Genomic DNA, 14,202 nt, shown 5'->3' on the forward strand with positions numbered 1-14,202 from the left:
TTAGTGCGTGCCGCGCGCGGAGGTGCAGTTCTAGACCATCGCTGACCACGGGACCGGCCGTCAGCGCCTGCGAGACACTCGTGCTCCCGCCGTCCCGGAGCGGCGAAGCCCATGGCATGTTGCGATTTCGACGTTCGAGACGACGGCGCCGCGGCGTATCGCGACGGTGCAAGCGTCCGATCCGGCCGAGGCATCCCGATCATGAGCGCAGGTCGTCCGCCCTCCGCCGAACCCGACGGTCCACCATCCTACCGGGCGATGATGTTCGGAGCGGACGGCCGGATGGTGCTTCAGGCGGTGATCGCGGCCGAAGGCGACGACGACGCGAAGGCGCAGGCCCTGGCGTTGGTGGACGGTCACAGTGTCGACCTGTGGGACCAGCTACGGTTCATCGACCGGTTCGAGCCGGATCCTGCCCCTGCGCAGGTCCGGACCATCAGGGCGCGATCCTCGGATCGCGCAGGAATGCGGCTTTTGCCCAACGAAGATCTGTGAACGCATGGACGACGACGGCCCCATCCCGATCGAAGAGATCCGGCAGCGCGCCTACGACCTGTGGGACCGGCACCACCGCCCCGAGGGGCAGGAAATGCGGTTCTGGGTGCTGGCCGAGCGGGAGCTGAGGGCGGAGCGCCGGACCCGGCGGGACGGCCCGGCCTCGCATTCGTCTCAGGGCTGACGGATCGACGCCGGCGCGCCGCGGTCGAGCCTCAAGTCTTGTCCGGTTCGGCGACCGGCGCGGCGACGGCCCCGATGCCGATGCCGAGTTCCATTCCCGAACGAGGCGGCAACCCGATCGGCAGCATCGGGGCCGCCGAGGGCTCTTCCTTCTCTCGCGAGAGCTCGGCCTCCACTTCCCGGATCACGTCGGCAAAATGGTACGGCTTCCGGAGGAGCCGCGTGCCCGGCGGCAACGCACGCTCGAAATCGCCGCCCGCGCCCGAGGTCACGATGATGCCGATCGCCGGCCAACGGTGGCGAACGAGTTGCGCGAGGGCGACGCCGTCCCCCGCGATGCTGCGCCCGGTGATCAGCACGCGCACGTCGTCGGATCGTTTGAGCACGGACAGCGCCTCTGAGGCGGTGCGGACCTCGATGGTCCGGAAGCCCACATCCGCCAGCATGTCGGCGGTGACCAGGCTGACGATCTGGTCCGTCTCCACGATGAGGATGGCGACAGGTCCGTCGGCGGCGGTCAAGGAACTTACTCCCAATACCAATCTTGCGGTCGCGGCCATGGGCAGCGACGGGCAATTCGGCGTGACGATCCAGCCGCCCGCGAATTTCGGAGGCTGAAAGCACCACTAACGCAGCAAATGCAAACCTCCTAGTCCCGCGACGAACTCTGCGGAGGCGCTTGCAAGATTAACGATCATTTGTCTATCGCGCGCCGGCTTAGGCGCCAGACGTGTCGATCGGCAGAACGACGCACGCGGCGGCCGTACCGGATCGGGACGCAGCGTCGCACGGCGTCGCTAGGCGCCGGCCTGTGCTTCGAGACGTTCCGCCACGTAGCGCGCGCGGGAAGCGCCGTCGCTAACCGACCCCGTCCGTTCGCACCAGGCCGTGAACGCGGCGAGTTCCAGCGGGACCCGCACGACGTCGACGCCGCTGCGCGACACCTCGCGCTCGACCTGCTCGGCCGACATCCGCCAGGCCTCATAGGTCTCCGGCAGGTTCGCGCCGTCGGCGAGCCCGCGGCGGAGGCCGTCGTAGTGCTCGGGGCTGTACCAAGCCACGCCGACGCGGTGGGGACGGCTCATCGGAGATCCTCTGTCGGCGCGGGCGGCCTCGGGCCTATGCGCGGGGGACCGAAATCAGCATGGGACCACCCAATCGCCCGCGTGAAAAGGGCGTTCCGCCGCCCACCCCCCGCGATCTCGCCCCGGGGCGGCTACGCCGCGGTCGCCGTGATCGGCCGGCGCTCGCCGCATCCGCGGCAGAACCGCTCGAAGGTGCTCTTGCGCTGTGCGCAGGCCGGGCATCGCTCGAACACCCCGAGCCCGCAATGCGGGCAGAAGTTCGTGGCCGGGTCGTCGAGGGCGATCCCGCGCTCGCAGCCCGGGCAGACCTTTCGGGCGAGCCGCGCCAAGGCCTCGTCGGTGGCGATCTCGGTCCGGCGCTCGGCGTCGGGCCGCGCCTCGACCAGGGCCTGCCGCTCCCGATAGGCGTGCAGGGCGTTGATCGCCGCCCGGCCCCCGACGAGGGTCAGGACCGCGCCGACCCCGTACTGCACGTAGCCGCCGTAGCTCGGGAGATAGGGCACCAGCTCGACGAAGAACGCGAAGGCGGCGGCCAGCGCAAAGCCCCACACGAACGGCCAGTTGCGCGTGTTGCGCCGCCTCATCAGCAGCCAGCCGGCCAGGAGCAGGAGCGGCAGGGTCAGGGCGAGGCGGTAGCCGAACACCCGCAGCTCCTGCCCACGCTCCGCCGCATCGAGCTTGGCCTGCGCCTCGGCGCGCAACCCGGTGTCGGCGGCTTCGAGCGCGGATTCCCGCTCGCCGAGGTCGAAGGCGGTGCGGTTCAGTTGCTCGAGCCGCTCCTCGACCGTGCGCTCGGCCGCCTTGAGCTGGTCCAGTCCCTCGGTGCGGGCGACGAGCCCGGGGTCCTGATCGACGCGCTGCGTGGCGTTGCGGGTCTTCAGCCAGTTCGCGAAGGTCTCGCGCGCCGCCTCGGTGGCCGAGCGGGCGGCGTCGAGCGCCAGCTGCGCCGCCTCGGCCTGCCGCCGCGCGTCGTCCTGCTCGCGCCGGACCTTTTTGAGCGCGGCATCCGAGGCGCGGGCCGGCTCGCGGTCCAGGAACTGCTCGACGGTGTAGCGGTGCTCGACCTGCGGCAGGTCGCCGACGACGAGCGAGCCGAGGCCGATCAGGAAGCCTGCGAACAGCAGGGCGACGAGCCACAGGGCGGCGTTGAACCAACGCTCGGAAACGCGGGTGCCGTTGGCCACGCTGGGCTCTCCTCAGGTTATGACGGAACGCTAGGGCATGCCCCGGACCTCGGGACGGCGAAACGCAGGCGGACGTTCAGCCCGGCCGCGCGCGCATTTCGTTGCGGATGCAGGTTTCGATGTCGCGCACTGAGCGGTTGTAGGTGTCGTTGAACAGCTGCGCCGGCTGGCTCGGGTCGCCCTTCGCCTTGATGTCCCGGGCGACGTCGCGGCCGTGCCCGATCACGCTCGCCACCGTGTCGGCGTAGCCGGTACACGCGGAATCCGCCTTCGGAGCCAGCGCGTCGAAGGTCGTCCCGAGCTGACGGTTGGCGGTCGAGACCTCGCCGAGCGCGGCGAGGAACGGCGCCACGTCCGACTTCGGCCCGAGCGCCTCGAAGCGCTTCACCGCCCGCTTCAGGGCGAGGCTGGTGTCCAGCAGCCGGCGGGCCGGCGCATCCTCCGGCAGGGCGGCCGCGCGCCGCTGGTCGCGGGCCATCTCGCGGTCGAACAAAGCGGTGCCGTAGGCGTCCATCGCCTTGGCCGCCGCCTCGACCTGGGGCACGAGGATCGGGTGCTGCTCGCGCGCGAGGCGGAACCCGTCCACCTTGAACTCGCGAGTGGTCTGATAGCGGGTCAGCGCCTTCAAGGTCGGGTTGAGCGTGCGCAGGCTCGCGAGGAGGATCGCGGCCGGGGCGTCGACCTCCGGCACGACGCCGGGCAGGGCGATTGCCGTCTCCAGTTCGCCGATCACCCCGTCGAAGTCGACGATGCCGAAATGGTACCACGCGTCGGCGCCGGGCTTGAACTTCGGCTTCAAGACCCGCTCGTTGTCGCGCCGGTAGTCGGCGAGCTGGCGCTCGATCGGGTGCGAGCGCACGAGGTGGTTCTGCGCCTCGGTGTAGGCGTCGGCCTTGGCCGCCGCCTGCGCCTCCGGGCTTGCCGGCGGGGTCACGGATCGCGCGGGCCTCGTGTCCGGCGCCCGGGCGGCGACCGCGGGCGGCGCGGCCTGCAGGATCGCCTGCGACGCCGGCGGCAGGCCGGGGAAGTCGCACTTGAACGCCTCGACCATGCTCTTGCGCACGGTCTCGTGCGCCCGGGCGCACTGATGCGCGATCGTCGTGCGGACCGCCTCGTTGCGGGTCACCGCCTCGCGGAAACTCTCGCGCAGATTGTCGATGCCCTGGCGGATGTTGGGGCGGACGGCCTCCGGCACGCCGGGGCTCGCCGCGCACTGCGCATAGGCCTCGAAGAAGGCGTCGCAGCTCTCGATGCCGACCGTCGTGACCGGCGTCACCGCCGCCGCGCGCGTCACCAGGGCGACGGCCAGGCAGGCCGCCGCGAGGTGGGGAACGCGTCGTTTGCGCGTGGTCGTCATGGGCATGACCTTCCGGGTCTGGGCCGATCCGGCCGTCGGCCGGCTCACAGGTTGCGCAGGGCGAGAAGGGGCACGAAGGCCGCCAGCGCCACGGGGATCGACCAGTATTCCATCCGCATCCAGAACAGCTTGTGGAGGCTGTACAGCAGCACGCGCTCGTTCGTGACCGGATCGACGAGTTCGCGCGGCGGCTTGCCGTTGAGGCGCCGGCCGACGAACCAGTTGGCGGCGGCGGCAGCGAACAAGCCGAGGCTGACGGCGAGGAACGTCAGTTCAGGATGGCCGGCCGCACGCAAGGCCAGACCTCCCGCCGCCCCGACGAGGATGGCGGTGACGGCAACCACGGGCAGGACGAGGATTCCCCAGCCGGACCAGATGAACAGCATCGCCAGAGCCTGACTTTTCGATCGCGGTCGCGGTCGAACACGCGTAAGGACGTGCCCGTGCGATCCGGAAAAGCCACGACTGCGCATCAAGCCTGCCGCTACCGGATTCGGACCGCGGGATTGTCTTGGGCGTGCGAATGCGGCGACGCTGTGTTCACGGCGGCGTGATCTGCAACGGAACTCCGGGACGGCCAAGCCTCGCTTGTCTCGACGCGTCGCCGAAGCCGGCTCAGACGAGGTTTTCGTGCTCCGCTCGCACCTGTGCGTAGAGGGCTTCGCAGCGCGCAAGCCACAGGTCGCGGGTGAACAGGCGCATCACCCGGGCATGCGGGACCGTGCGCGGGATCGCGAGCGCCTGACCGAGTGCGGCTGCAAGCGCGATCACGTCGTCCGGCGGCGCGAGGCAACCGGCCTCGCCGACGACCTCCGCGGCCGCCCCCATGGCGATGCCGGCGACCGGCACGCCGCAGGCCATGGCCTCGATCGCCACGAGGCCGAAGGGTTCGTCCCAGCAGGGCGTGAACAGGAAGACCGAGGCACGACCGACTTCGCTTGCCAGCGCCGCGCCCGAGAGGTGCCCGCCGTAGCGGATCGGGCCGCCGAGATGCGGGGCGACCTGCGCGTCCCAGTAGTCTTGGTCCTCCACCGGGCCGAACAGGGTCAAGGGGATGCCGGCGCGCCGGGCCGCCGCGACGGCGCAATGCGTGCCCTTGATCGGCGCGATGCGGCCGGACCAGACGGCGGTTCCGTCGCCGCGATCCTGATAGGGCCAAGACGCGGGATCGACCCCGTTGTGGAGGACCGAGACGCCTGCGGGCGCCGCCTCCCGCCACCACGACCTGCGTTGGGCCTCCGACGTGACGGTGACGCGATGGCCGGGCACGAGGCTGTCCTGCACGAACCAGCGCAGGGCGTCGTAGGGCGGCACGTGGAGCGAAGTGACGGTGGGCGTCGCCGCGAGGCGGAGGCCGTCCAGCGGCAGGCGGCTGAGGGAGTTGTTGTGCAGTACGTCGAAGCCGCCGTCCGCGATCCGGTCGCAGGCGGCGGCGTAGCCGGCATCGACATGGGCCTTGAGCCCGGCATCGCCTCGATGCTCGAGGCCGGGGAAACTGCGCTCGTGGTGCACCGGGATCACCGGGTCGATGGCGAATCGCGGGTCGCTGTCGCCGGCGGCGAACAGGACGACCTCGTGTCCACGCGCGGTCAGGCCTTCGGCGAGGGCCCAGGTATGCGCCTCCATGCCGCCCGCAAAGGGCGGCGCCACGGGATGGCGGAGATGGGCGAGCAGCGCGATCCTCACGCCGTCGCCGCGGCGGCGGCCTGGGCTTCGAGGAAGCGGATGACGGAGGCCGAATTGCCGTAGGGCTGGTGGCTCTGCTGGCCGGTCAGCGCGAGGTCGCCGGCCTCCGGGCGGCGCAGGATGCGGATCGGCCGGTCGGGGGCGTCGTCGATCAGCCCCATCACCTTGAAGGCGTAGAGCCAGTGGCCCATCGTGCGGTAGCCCCACTTGGCCTCGAACAGCTCGGCGTTGCGCACCACGCTGTCGAGGTGGTGGACCGGCGGCATGTGGTGCGGGTGGTACTGGTGGTAGGCGAGGCCGCCCTTCATCCAGGCGATGGGGATGCCCGCACGGTCGAGGACCTTGCCGAAATCCGTGTCCTCGCCGCCATAGCCGGTGTAGCGCTCGTCGAAGCCGCCGGCGGCCAGGAAGGTGGCGCGCCGGACCGCGAAGTTGAGGGACCAGAAGCAGCGGTAGTCGTCGCAGATCTCCAGGCCCGACGCCGGGGGGCCGCGCCGGTCGGAATGGCGCTCGGCGACCGTCGCGAAGGCCTCGCAGGTCCAGTCTCCGATGGTGGCGCGCTCGGGCAGGTGGAGCACTTCGCCCATCAGCAACCCGTCGAGCTCGGCGAGCCCGCGCGCGTAGTCGGCGACGAGGTCGGGGGCCGGGATGCAGTCGACGTCGAGGAAGACCACGGCGTCGCCGCCCGCCGCCGCGACGCCGCGGTTGCGCGCCGCAGCCAGCGGCAGCTCCGTGCCCGGCACCAGGATCTGGCGCACCGGGAAGCCGACCTCGGGCAGGTCGTAGGGCGCGTCCTGCATCACCGCGACGACGAACTCGGCGGGCTTTTGCGTCTGGCGCTCCAGGCCGCGGAGCACGTTGCGCAGGTGCGCCGGCCGGCCCTTGGCCAGGGTCACGACGGAAACGGTGGACATGGGGCGGTCTGGCTCCGGGAGGTTCAGGCGGTGCGGGATGCGGGCATGCGGCCGGCGACGACCGTGAGCGGAGCAGGCTCGGCCGCGCCGTGCCAGAGTTCGTCGGTCAGGCCTTCGAGCCATCCGGCGGCGCGCGCGGCGGCGTCCGGCGCGTAGAGGCTGCGCAGGGGGGCGGGGTCGAGGCCGCGCGCCCGGTCTAGGAGGTCGCGCCAGCCTTGGAGGTCGCCGGGCCAGATTGGGGCCTGGACCGCAGCCCCGAGCCGGACCAGGGCCTCGGCCTTCCGGGTCTGCTCGCCGAAGTAGCGCCATTCGGGCATCACGATCAGCCGGCCGCCGACGCGGGCGACCTCGTGGATCGTGTTGTCGCCGGCCGAGGCCACCACGATGTCGGCGGCGGCGAGGTAGTCGGTGACGGAGGGCACCCAGCCGAGCTCGCGCAGGTTGGCGAAGTCGGTCTCGTGGCCCTCGCGGTGGGTCGGCCCCAGGGTCAGCCACAGGGTGTCGGGCGCAGCCCGCGCCGCCACCGTCAGGGGTGCGTAGGGCGTGCCGCTGCCCCCGCCCCCGGTGATGGCCACGACGATCTCGCGCTCAGCATCGAGGCCGAGCTTCGCCCGCGCCTCCGCTCGGTCGGGCACGCCTTCGACGCTGGTGCAGAGGCCACCGCTGTAGAACGTCTTGGCGCGCAGGGCGGCCGGGTAGTCGTCCTGCTCCATGCGCTCGTCGAAGGGGGCCAGCATCCCGACGCAGGCCTCGTAGGCGCCGACATGGCCGATGTCGGAACGGTCGCCGTGCATGCGGATCTGCACCGCGGGCACGCTGGCGATGCGCGCGAGCAGGGCGATCTCCGCCGAGACGTCGACCATGAACAGGCCGACGTCGCGCTCGTCGAGGTGGTCCAGGATGCGCCGCATGGTCCGGCGCATCTCGGCGAGCCCCAGCGGCACGCAGTGCATCACCTGCGGCGTCGGCTCCGCGTAGAGGCGCGGCGTCGGCACGGACGCGCCGATCATGTTCGGCAGCGGCACGATCTCGATGTCGCGGGAGAAACCGTCGAACAGCGACGGGCCGGCGGTCAGCACGGAGACGGGCCGGTCCTTTGCGAATTCGGCCGCCACCGCCATCGTGCGGTTGGCGTGGCCCCGTCCCTGATGGTGGACGAAGAACGCGATGGGCTTCTTCATGGCTGTGGGATTCGCGATCCGTCAGGAGAACAGGGCGTCGGGCCGCAGGGCGGCGGCGATCTCGGTCGGGTCCGGCCGGCGCAGGACTTGGATCGCGGGGGCGTCGTCGTCCCAGGCGATCAGCCCGGCGGCCCGGAACTGGTCGAGCCAGTAGGTCATGCACCAGCGCCCGTGCGCGCGCCGGAAGCGGGCGGCGTTGGCGAGGATGGCGTCGAAGTGCTGCAGCGGCGGCACGTGGACGGGATGGTGCTGGTGGTACGCGCGCGCGCCGCCGACCCAGAAGGTCGGCAGGCCGGAGGCTGCGAGGCGCATGGCGAGGTCGGTCTCCTCCCCGCCATAGCCGGCGTAAGCCTCGTCCATGCCGCCGCATGCGCGCCAGGCGTGGGCCGGGAGGGCGAAGGACAGGCCCCAGAGCTGGCCCGGATCCGGCTCCCGTCGCAGGCCCTCGGCAGGAACCGGGGGACGGGCCGGATGCGCCCGGCCGAGCCGCGCGAGCGCGGCGTCGTCGGCGGCGACGTCGGCGTCGAGCCCGGGCGGCAGGTACAGAACCTCGCCGAGGAACAGGCCCTCGGCCTGTGCCGCCGCGCGCCGGTAGGCCGCCACGAGGCAGGGCGACGGGATGCAGTCCACGTCGAGGAACACGAGGAGGTCGCCCGAAGCGGCCTCGGCCGCGCGGTTGCGGGCGGCCGCGAGCGGCATCGGCTCGCCGGCGACGTGGCGATGGCGGACGGGGCAGCCCGGGTCGGGCAAGTCGGCGGCACGCTCCGGCTGCATCCAGGCGATGACCAGCTCGCGAGGTGGCACGGATTGCCGCGCCAGCCCGGCCATGAGGTTGCGCAGCCGGTCCGCCCGGCCGCGGACCAGGGTGAGCACGCTCGCCGACGGCCCGTCGGACGCGTCAGACGGCATCGGCCAGCATCCGGCGGAAATGCCCGACGCCCTCGATGATGCCGCGGGCGTGCGAAGCGCGGGCGACGTAGGAGTGCTGCAAGCCGGCGTGGCTCGCCAGGTCGTCGGAGTAGTTGGCCACGATGATCGCCTGCGCCCCGGCGCGCAGCATCTCGACGTCGTTGCCGGAATCACCGGCGACGAACACCGCCCGCTCCGGCAGGGCGTAGAGGGCGCGGACATGGGCCACCGCCGTGCCCTTCGACGCCGCCGCCGGCAGCACGTCGAGGTAGCGGCCGTGGCTGTGGATCACGGTGGCGCGTTGCCCCGCGAGGGCGAGGCGGGCGCGCACCGCCCGCGCCGCCGCGGCGTCGGCGAAATAGCTCAGCTTGTGCCCGCGCTGCTCCAGCGGCCCCTGGGGCACGAGCCCGTCGAGGCCGGCCAGGACCGCGTGGACGCCGGCCCGGTCCCAGTCGGCGGAGACGGCGGTGCGCCACGCGAGGTCGGCGGCGTAGGTCACGCCGTTGGGGTCGAGATGGTAGATCTCGGAGCCGACCGAGGTGATCATCACCTGCGGCCGCGGGCTCATCTGCTGCTCGAGGATCGCCATCGCGCTGTGGAACGACCGGCCGGTGGCGACGCCGAAGGCGAGCCCGGCCTGCCGGCTACGCCAGCGCCGGAAGATGCCGAGCGCCGCCGCGCAGCCGACGAGCGTGTTGTCGATGTCGCAGACCAGCATCTGGCGCGGCGCCGCCAGGGGCGGCTGCGGCGCTAGCAGCGCACCGAGCAGGGCGTGGTAGCGCGCGGCGTGCTGGTCCCAATCGTAGGCGGCGGCCGCGCGGGCGCCGCCTGCCACGCAATCGGCGTACAGCGCCGGCTCGCGGAGGATGCGCAGGCACGCCGCCGCGATGGCGTCGGGCGCGCGCGGGTCGACGAGGAGCCCGTTGCCGCAGGTCTCGACGATGTCGTTGGGGCCGCCGCTGTCGGTGGCCACCAGCGGCAGCCCGGCGGCCGAGGCCTCCAGCAGCGTCAGGCCGAACGGCTCGTTGAGCGCGGGGTTCACGAAGACGCCGCCGCGGGCGCGGGCGTAGGCGTAGATCGCCGGCACGTCCTCGGGATCGTGGGTCTTCGGGTAGGCCACACGCCCGTAGAGGTCGTAGCGGTCGATCAGCACCAGGATCTCGCGCAGGGTGGCGGGCATGTCGCCGTCGAGCGCGTCGATGTCCTCGCGCATGCCCGCCATCAGGACGAGGTTCGCACGCGCCTGAAGCTCGGGACTCTCGCCGTAGGCCCGCACCAGGGCGGCGAGATTCTTGCGCGCCACCGGCCGGGCCAGCGCCAGCAGCGCGGGCTTCTCAGGCTCGTGCAGGAAGCGGTCGATGGTGGCGTCGACCCGCGCCAGCGGCTGGGCCGCGGTGAACCGCGCCAGGTCGCTGCCCGGCGGCAGGACCCGGATGCGCCCGGGATCGTAGGCGGTGTACCCGGCATACTGCACCTCCGCCTCGTCGCTCGAGGAGGCGACGACGAGGCTCGCGCGTGCCAGCGCGCCTTCCTCGGCGGCGATGCGATGCACGAGGTCGGGGGCGTCCTCCGCGCCGGCACCCATCAGCGCGGCCTTCACGCGCCCGAGCGAGTGCGCGGTGAACACGAAGGGGATGCCGAGCGCGTCCTGGACAAGCGCCGCCACCGAGGCGGCGTCGGCATAGTGGGCGTGGATCATGTCCGGCGCCCGCGGCTGCCGGGCGATCCAGGCGACGAGGTTTCGGGCGAAGCTCGCGACCTCCGTGTGCATTTCCTCTTTGGAACGGTAGGCCGGCGACGCGCTTGCGAGCCGCACCAGTTCCACCTTGTCGGAGATCCGCTCTTCGGGCACGGCGTAGTCGGGGCCGTGGATGCCGTCGAACAGGCGCGTCGCCATGACGATCCGCGCAATGTCGGCATCCTGCGCGGAGGCCGCCACGAGGTCGAGCAGGTAGCGGATGTGGCCACCGGTGTCGGCGGTCAGGCCGAACGCGACTCCACCGCCGCGAAGGCAGCCTTGCAGGGCGACATGCAGGACGAACATCAGGCGGCCGGCGTCTCAGCCGTGACCGGGCGAGGAAACGTTACAGGTGAGGTCTCGACCGTGATCCGCGTCGCCCAAGTCGCCCCCAACATCTTCCCCGTTCCCCCCGAGCATCACGGCGGCACGGAACGGGTCATCCACGATCTCGGCACGGCGCTGCGTCTTATAGGTGTGGAGGTAACGCTGTTTGCCCCCTCCGACAGTGCGACAGACTTGCCGCGCGTCGGCAACCACCCGAGCCTCGCCGCCCTGGAACGGCGCCACGGGCGGGTCGCTCCAGGCGTCCCGGCTGCGCTCGACGCCCTGCAGCTCGAGGCGCTGCGGCTGCGCCTCGACCAATTCGACATCGTGCATTGCCACGGCGAGTTCGCGCATGCGGCGCTCCTCGGGGCGCGCCGCCGCCACAGTCTCACGACGGTGCACTGGCGGGTGGACGAGCTCGACCGGGCGCTGTTCTTCGCGGGCTTCCCGGACCTGCCGGTGGCGGCGATTTCGGCGGCGCAGGCGGCCGAAATCCCGGCCGCGAACCGGGCCGGGATCGTGCATCACGGCATCGCGCGGGACCGCTACGCGCTGAGTCGGCGACCCGAGGCGCACGTCGCCTTCGTCGGGCGGATGACCGACCAGAAGCGGCCGGACACCGCGATCCGCGTCGCGCGCGCCGCCGGCCTGCCGATCAGGCTCGGCGGCACCGTCGACGTCGGCAACCCGGACTATTTCGAGCAGCGGGTGCGCCCGCTTTTGGGCGACGACGCGACCTACCTCGGCCCCGTGGACGACCGCCGCAAGGCCGACCTCCTGGGCGGCGCACGGGCGCTGTTGTTCCCGATCGACTGGCCGGAGCCCTTCGGGCTCGTGATGATCGAGGCGATGGCCTGCGGCACGCCGGTGGTCGCCTGGAACCGCGGCTCCGTGCCGGAGATCGTCGAGGACGGCGTCACCGGCTTCATCGTTTCCTCGGAGGCGGAAGCGGTGACGGCGCTCGGGCGGATCGGTCAGCTCGACCGCGCCCGGGTCCGCGCACGCTTCGAGGCGCGCTTCACCGCCGACCGCATGGCGGCCGACTACCTCGCCCTCTACCGCCGCCTGCTCGCCGCCTGATGCGGGTCGCCTACCTCGCCTGGGACTACCCGCCGGCCCCGAGCGGCCTCTCGACCGCGGCCCGCGAGATCGCCGAGAGCCTCGCCGAGGCCGGCGCCGACGTGACCGTCTTCACCCTCGACCGCACGGGGTGCGACCGCGTCGGCGGCGTCGACGTGGTCGGGCTTGCCCTACCGCCGGGTGGCGCGCTGGCACGCCTACGCCGCCGGGGCTCGGCCGGGCACCTCGCGGCCCCCCTCGCCTTTCGACGTGCGGTGCTCGCGGCCCACGCCCGCCAGCCGTTCGACGTGGCGGAGGCGACGAACTGGTACGCCCCCGCCGTGCTGCTCGCGGGACGCCGCGACCTGCCGCTGGTGACGCGAAGCTCGACGCCCGCCGCCTTCACCCGCGACGCCCCCGCCACGCTGCGCGACCGCCTCGACGGCCGAACCGCCGATTTCCTGGAGCGCAGGCAGGCGCGGGGCAGCGCCGGGCTCGTCGCCAACACCGCCGAGCACGGCGCGGTGATCGCGCGCGCCTACGGCCTGTCCGGCCCGCAACCGGGGGCGGTGATCGGCTTGAGCCTGCCTCCCGCGATCACGGAGGCCGCGCGCGGCGCGTCCTATCCGGAACATGAGGAGCCGGTGCGCCTGCTCTTCGTCGGGCGGGCGGAGGCGCGAAAGGGCTTCGACGCCCTGCTCGGGGCGATGGCGATCCTCGCCGACGAGGCGGCGCGCGGGTCGGGGCCGTCCGTCCGGCTCGATCTCGTCGGCGTGCCGGCGGCGGACTTGCCGGCCGATCTTCCCGCGGCGGCGCGGGCCTGCATCCGCCCGCTCGGCCGGGTGCCCGCAGACGATCTCGCGCAGGCCTACGCCGGGGCCCATGTCGTGCTCGCGCCCTCACGCTACGAGAGCTTCGGGCTCGTCTACCAGGAGGCGCTGGCCTACGGCCGCCCGGTGGTCGCCTGCGCGCTCGACGCGAGCGCGCGCGCCTTCGTCGGCGATCCCGGTGCCGGGCCGCTGGCGCGGGACGCCACCGGCGCCGCGCTCGCCGACGCGATCCGCCCGCTGCTCGCCGACCCGGACGTGCGCGTCGCCTATCGCGCCCGCGCGCTCGCGGCGGCGGGCCGCTTCACCCGCGAGGGCTTGGCGCGCCAGACCCTCGACCTCTACGCCCGCGCCCTTGCCTCGGCGCAATCGCGACAGGCGCGTTGAAGCGGACGTGTGGAGGCGAGCGCTACGCGCGAAACGGGCGCAGCAGCGCCGCTTCTTCCTCGGGTCGCCCGCGCCCGGGGGCGAGGCTCTCGTAGCGGCGCGAGCGCGCCAGCACATGCGCGCGGCCGAGGTGGTGCTCGATCGCCCCGTGCAGCGCGACGAAGCTTCGCGGCCAGCCGCCGTCGAGGGCAGGCCGCTCGTGCACCCGGCCTTCATAGCGCACGGCCTTGCGGTTCAGCCGGTACTGCACGTCCGGGAAGACGTCCGACAGCAGGCCGTCGACCCGGTTGCGGCGCGCAAGCCCGACCGAGAGCACGTCGCCCGCCTCCGCCAGGGCCGCAAGCGCCGGGAGGCGGCGGCCGACTGCAAGATCAAGGGTCTCGTCCGCGTCGAGCTGCAGCATCCAGGGATGGTGGGCGAGATCCTGGAGGGCGTTGCGCTGGGCGGCGAAATCGCCATCCAGCGGACGGGCCGCCACGCGGACCGCATCATGCGGAAACCCTTCGTCCGAGACGGTGCGCGGCGACGCAGCCGCCGCGTCGAGCAGGACGACCACGTCGTCGGTCCAGGCCGCGTGGGCCGCGACCGCCGCCAACACGCGGTCGAGGTCGGGCGGCCGGCAGAGCAGGCCGAGGGAGACCGGCACCCGCTCCCGCCCATCGAGGGCGTAGAGGTCGGCCTGCGCGGCCCGCACCGCGTGCGGCCGGCGAAGCTCCGCCCGGCCCGCGGCGTCCTGCGGGCGGATGCCGAGCCCGAGGGCGGTCGCGGCGCTACGCAACGTGTAGAGGTCGAGCCCGTAGGCACCCGCCGGGTCCGGGACGAAGGTCGGGCCGGCGAGCCGCGCGGCGAGGTCGGCGCGGCTCGCCGGCC

The 14,202-nt window shown here is 72.8% G+C and carries 15 protein-coding genes; 4 read left to right on the forward strand and 11 right to left on the reverse strand.

The features are described from left to right. The first annotated feature begins 201 nt into the window (after positions 1-201). Both FV229_RS07485 and FV229_RS07490 read left to right on the forward strand, forming a co-directional pair. Complete coding sequence (locus FV229_RS07485) at positions 202-495, forward strand: hypothetical protein (RefSeq protein WP_147751356.1); 294 nt, start codon at positions 202-204, stop codon at positions 493-495. A gap of 4 nt (positions 496-499) precedes the next feature. Continuing rightward, complete coding sequence (locus tag FV229_RS07490) at positions 500-679, forward strand: DUF2934 domain-containing protein (protein ID WP_147751357.1); 180 nt, start codon at positions 500-502, stop codon at positions 677-679. A gap of 31 nt (positions 680-710) precedes the next feature. On the opposite strand, the gene FV229_RS07495 is transcribed toward FV229_RS07490, so the two are convergent. The 10 genes from FV229_RS07495 to FV229_RS07540 form a co-directional block, all read right to left on the reverse strand. Further along, positions 711-1,199 carry a response regulator gene (locus tag FV229_RS07495; RefSeq protein WP_187275089.1) on the reverse strand — a complete coding sequence of 163 codons (489 nt, stop codon included), beginning with the start codon at positions 1,197-1,199 and terminating at the stop codon, positions 711-713. Positions 1,200-1,475: 276 nt separating this feature from the next. Then, on the reverse strand, positions 1,476-1,763 hold the full coding sequence (locus FV229_RS07500; RefSeq protein WP_147751359.1) for a hypothetical protein: 288 nt from the start codon (positions 1,761-1,763) through the stop codon (positions 1,476-1,478). Between the two features lie 131 nt (positions 1,764-1,894). Then, the gene (locus FV229_RS07505) at positions 1,895-2,947 is read right to left on the reverse strand and encodes a zinc ribbon domain-containing protein (RefSeq protein WP_147751360.1); all 1,053 of its coding nucleotides are present in this window, start codon (positions 2,945-2,947) and stop codon (positions 1,895-1,897) included. A 76-nt stretch (positions 2,948-3,023) separates the two neighbouring features. After that, on the reverse strand, positions 3,024-4,304 hold the full coding sequence (locus tag FV229_RS07510) for a DUF3829 domain-containing protein (RefSeq protein WP_246688098.1): 1,281 nt from the start codon (positions 4,302-4,304) through the stop codon (positions 3,024-3,026). Between the two features lie 44 nt (positions 4,305-4,348). Continuing rightward, positions 4,349-4,690 (reverse strand): hypothetical protein, encoded by a 342-nt coding sequence (locus FV229_RS07515; RefSeq protein ID WP_147751362.1) that lies wholly within the window; start codon positions 4,688-4,690, stop codon positions 4,349-4,351. Between the two features lie 229 nt (positions 4,691-4,919). Further along, positions 4,920-5,990 carry a glycosyltransferase gene (locus FV229_RS07520; RefSeq protein ID WP_147751363.1) on the reverse strand — a complete coding sequence of 357 codons (1,071 nt, stop codon included), beginning with the start codon at positions 5,988-5,990 and terminating at the stop codon, positions 4,920-4,922. Then, the gene (locus tag FV229_RS07525) at positions 5,987-6,904 is read right to left on the reverse strand and encodes a galactosyltransferase-related protein (RefSeq protein WP_147751364.1); all 918 of its coding nucleotides are present in this window, start codon (positions 6,902-6,904) and stop codon (positions 5,987-5,989) included. The genes FV229_RS07520 and FV229_RS07525 overlap by 4 nt, the downstream gene beginning before the upstream one ends. A 23-nt stretch (positions 6,905-6,927) precedes the next feature. Next, entirely contained in the window at positions 6,928-8,085 is a 1,158-nt protein-coding gene (locus FV229_RS07530; RefSeq protein ID WP_147751365.1) for a glycosyltransferase, read from the reverse strand. A gap of 21 nt (positions 8,086-8,106) precedes the next feature. Continuing rightward, positions 8,107-8,994, reverse strand: coding sequence for a glycosyltransferase family 2 protein (locus tag FV229_RS07535; protein ID WP_187273659.1), 888 nt, complete (start codon positions 8,992-8,994; stop codon positions 8,107-8,109). Next, positions 8,984-11,038 carry an HAD-IIB family hydrolase gene (locus tag FV229_RS07540; protein ID WP_147751366.1) on the reverse strand — a complete coding sequence of 685 codons (2,055 nt, stop codon included), beginning with the start codon at positions 11,036-11,038 and terminating at the stop codon, positions 8,984-8,986. Before FV229_RS07540 ends, FV229_RS07535 begins: the two co-directional genes overlap by 11 nt. A 60-nt stretch (positions 11,039-11,098) precedes the next feature. Here FV229_RS07540 and FV229_RS07545 point away from each other — a divergent pair, with 60 nt between their 5' ends. Both FV229_RS07545 and FV229_RS07550 read left to right on the forward strand, forming a co-directional pair. Next, entirely contained in the window at positions 11,099-12,139 is a 1,041-nt protein-coding gene (locus FV229_RS07545) for a glycosyltransferase family 4 protein (RefSeq protein ID WP_147751370.1), read from the forward strand. Continuing rightward, the gene (locus tag FV229_RS07550) at positions 12,139-13,332 is read left to right on the forward strand and encodes a glycosyltransferase family 4 protein (protein ID WP_147751367.1); all 1,194 of its coding nucleotides are present in this window, start codon (positions 12,139-12,141) and stop codon (positions 13,330-13,332) included. Before FV229_RS07545 ends, FV229_RS07550 begins: the two co-directional genes overlap by 1 nt. Positions 13,333-13,354: 22 nt before the next feature. Here FV229_RS07550 and FV229_RS07555 read toward each other — a convergent pair. Next, a partial coding sequence (locus FV229_RS07555) for a hypothetical protein (protein WP_246688099.1) occupies positions 13,355-14,202 on the reverse strand: 848 nt, incomplete at its 5' end.

It is taken from the genome of Methylobacterium sp. WL120 (assembly GCF_008039465.1).
GTDB classification, from domain to species: Bacteria; Pseudomonadota; Alphaproteobacteria; order Rhizobiales; family Beijerinckiaceae; genus Methylobacterium; species Methylobacterium cerastii.

Coding starts and splice junctions, on each gene's coding strand:
- FV229_RS07525 (WP_147751364.1), bottom strand. CDS start 6,904: ATGTCCACCGTTTCCGTCGTGACCCTGGCCAAGGGCCGGCCGGCGCAC.
- FV229_RS07535 (WP_187273659.1), bottom strand. CDS start 8,994: ATGCCGTCTGACGCGTCCGACGGGCCGTCGGCGAGCGTGCTCACCCTG.
- FV229_RS07530 (WP_147751365.1), bottom strand. CDS start 8,085: ATGAAGAAGCCCATCGCGTTCTTCGTCCACCATCAGGGACGGGGCCAC.
- FV229_RS07540 (WP_147751366.1), bottom strand. CDS start 11,038: ATGTTCGTCCTGCATGTCGCCCTGCAAGGCTGCCTTCGCGGCGGTGGA.
- FV229_RS07490 (WP_147751357.1), top strand. CDS start 500: ATGGACGACGACGGCCCCATCCCGATCGAAGAGATCCGGCAGCGCGCC.
- FV229_RS07515 (WP_147751362.1), bottom strand. CDS start 4,690: ATGCTGTTCATCTGGTCCGGCTGGGGAATCCTCGTCCTGCCCGTGGTT.
- FV229_RS07485 (WP_147751356.1), top strand. CDS start 202: ATGAGCGCAGGTCGTCCGCCCTCCGCCGAACCCGACGGTCCACCATCC.
- FV229_RS07500 (WP_147751359.1), bottom strand. CDS start 1,763: ATGAGCCGTCCCCACCGCGTCGGCGTGGCTTGGTACAGCCCCGAGCAC.
- FV229_RS07550 (WP_147751367.1), top strand. CDS start 12,139: ATGCGGGTCGCCTACCTCGCCTGGGACTACCCGCCGGCCCCGAGCGGC.
- FV229_RS07510 (WP_246688098.1), bottom strand. CDS start 4,304: ATGACGACCACGCGCAAACGACGCGTTCCCCACCTCGCGGCGGCCTGC.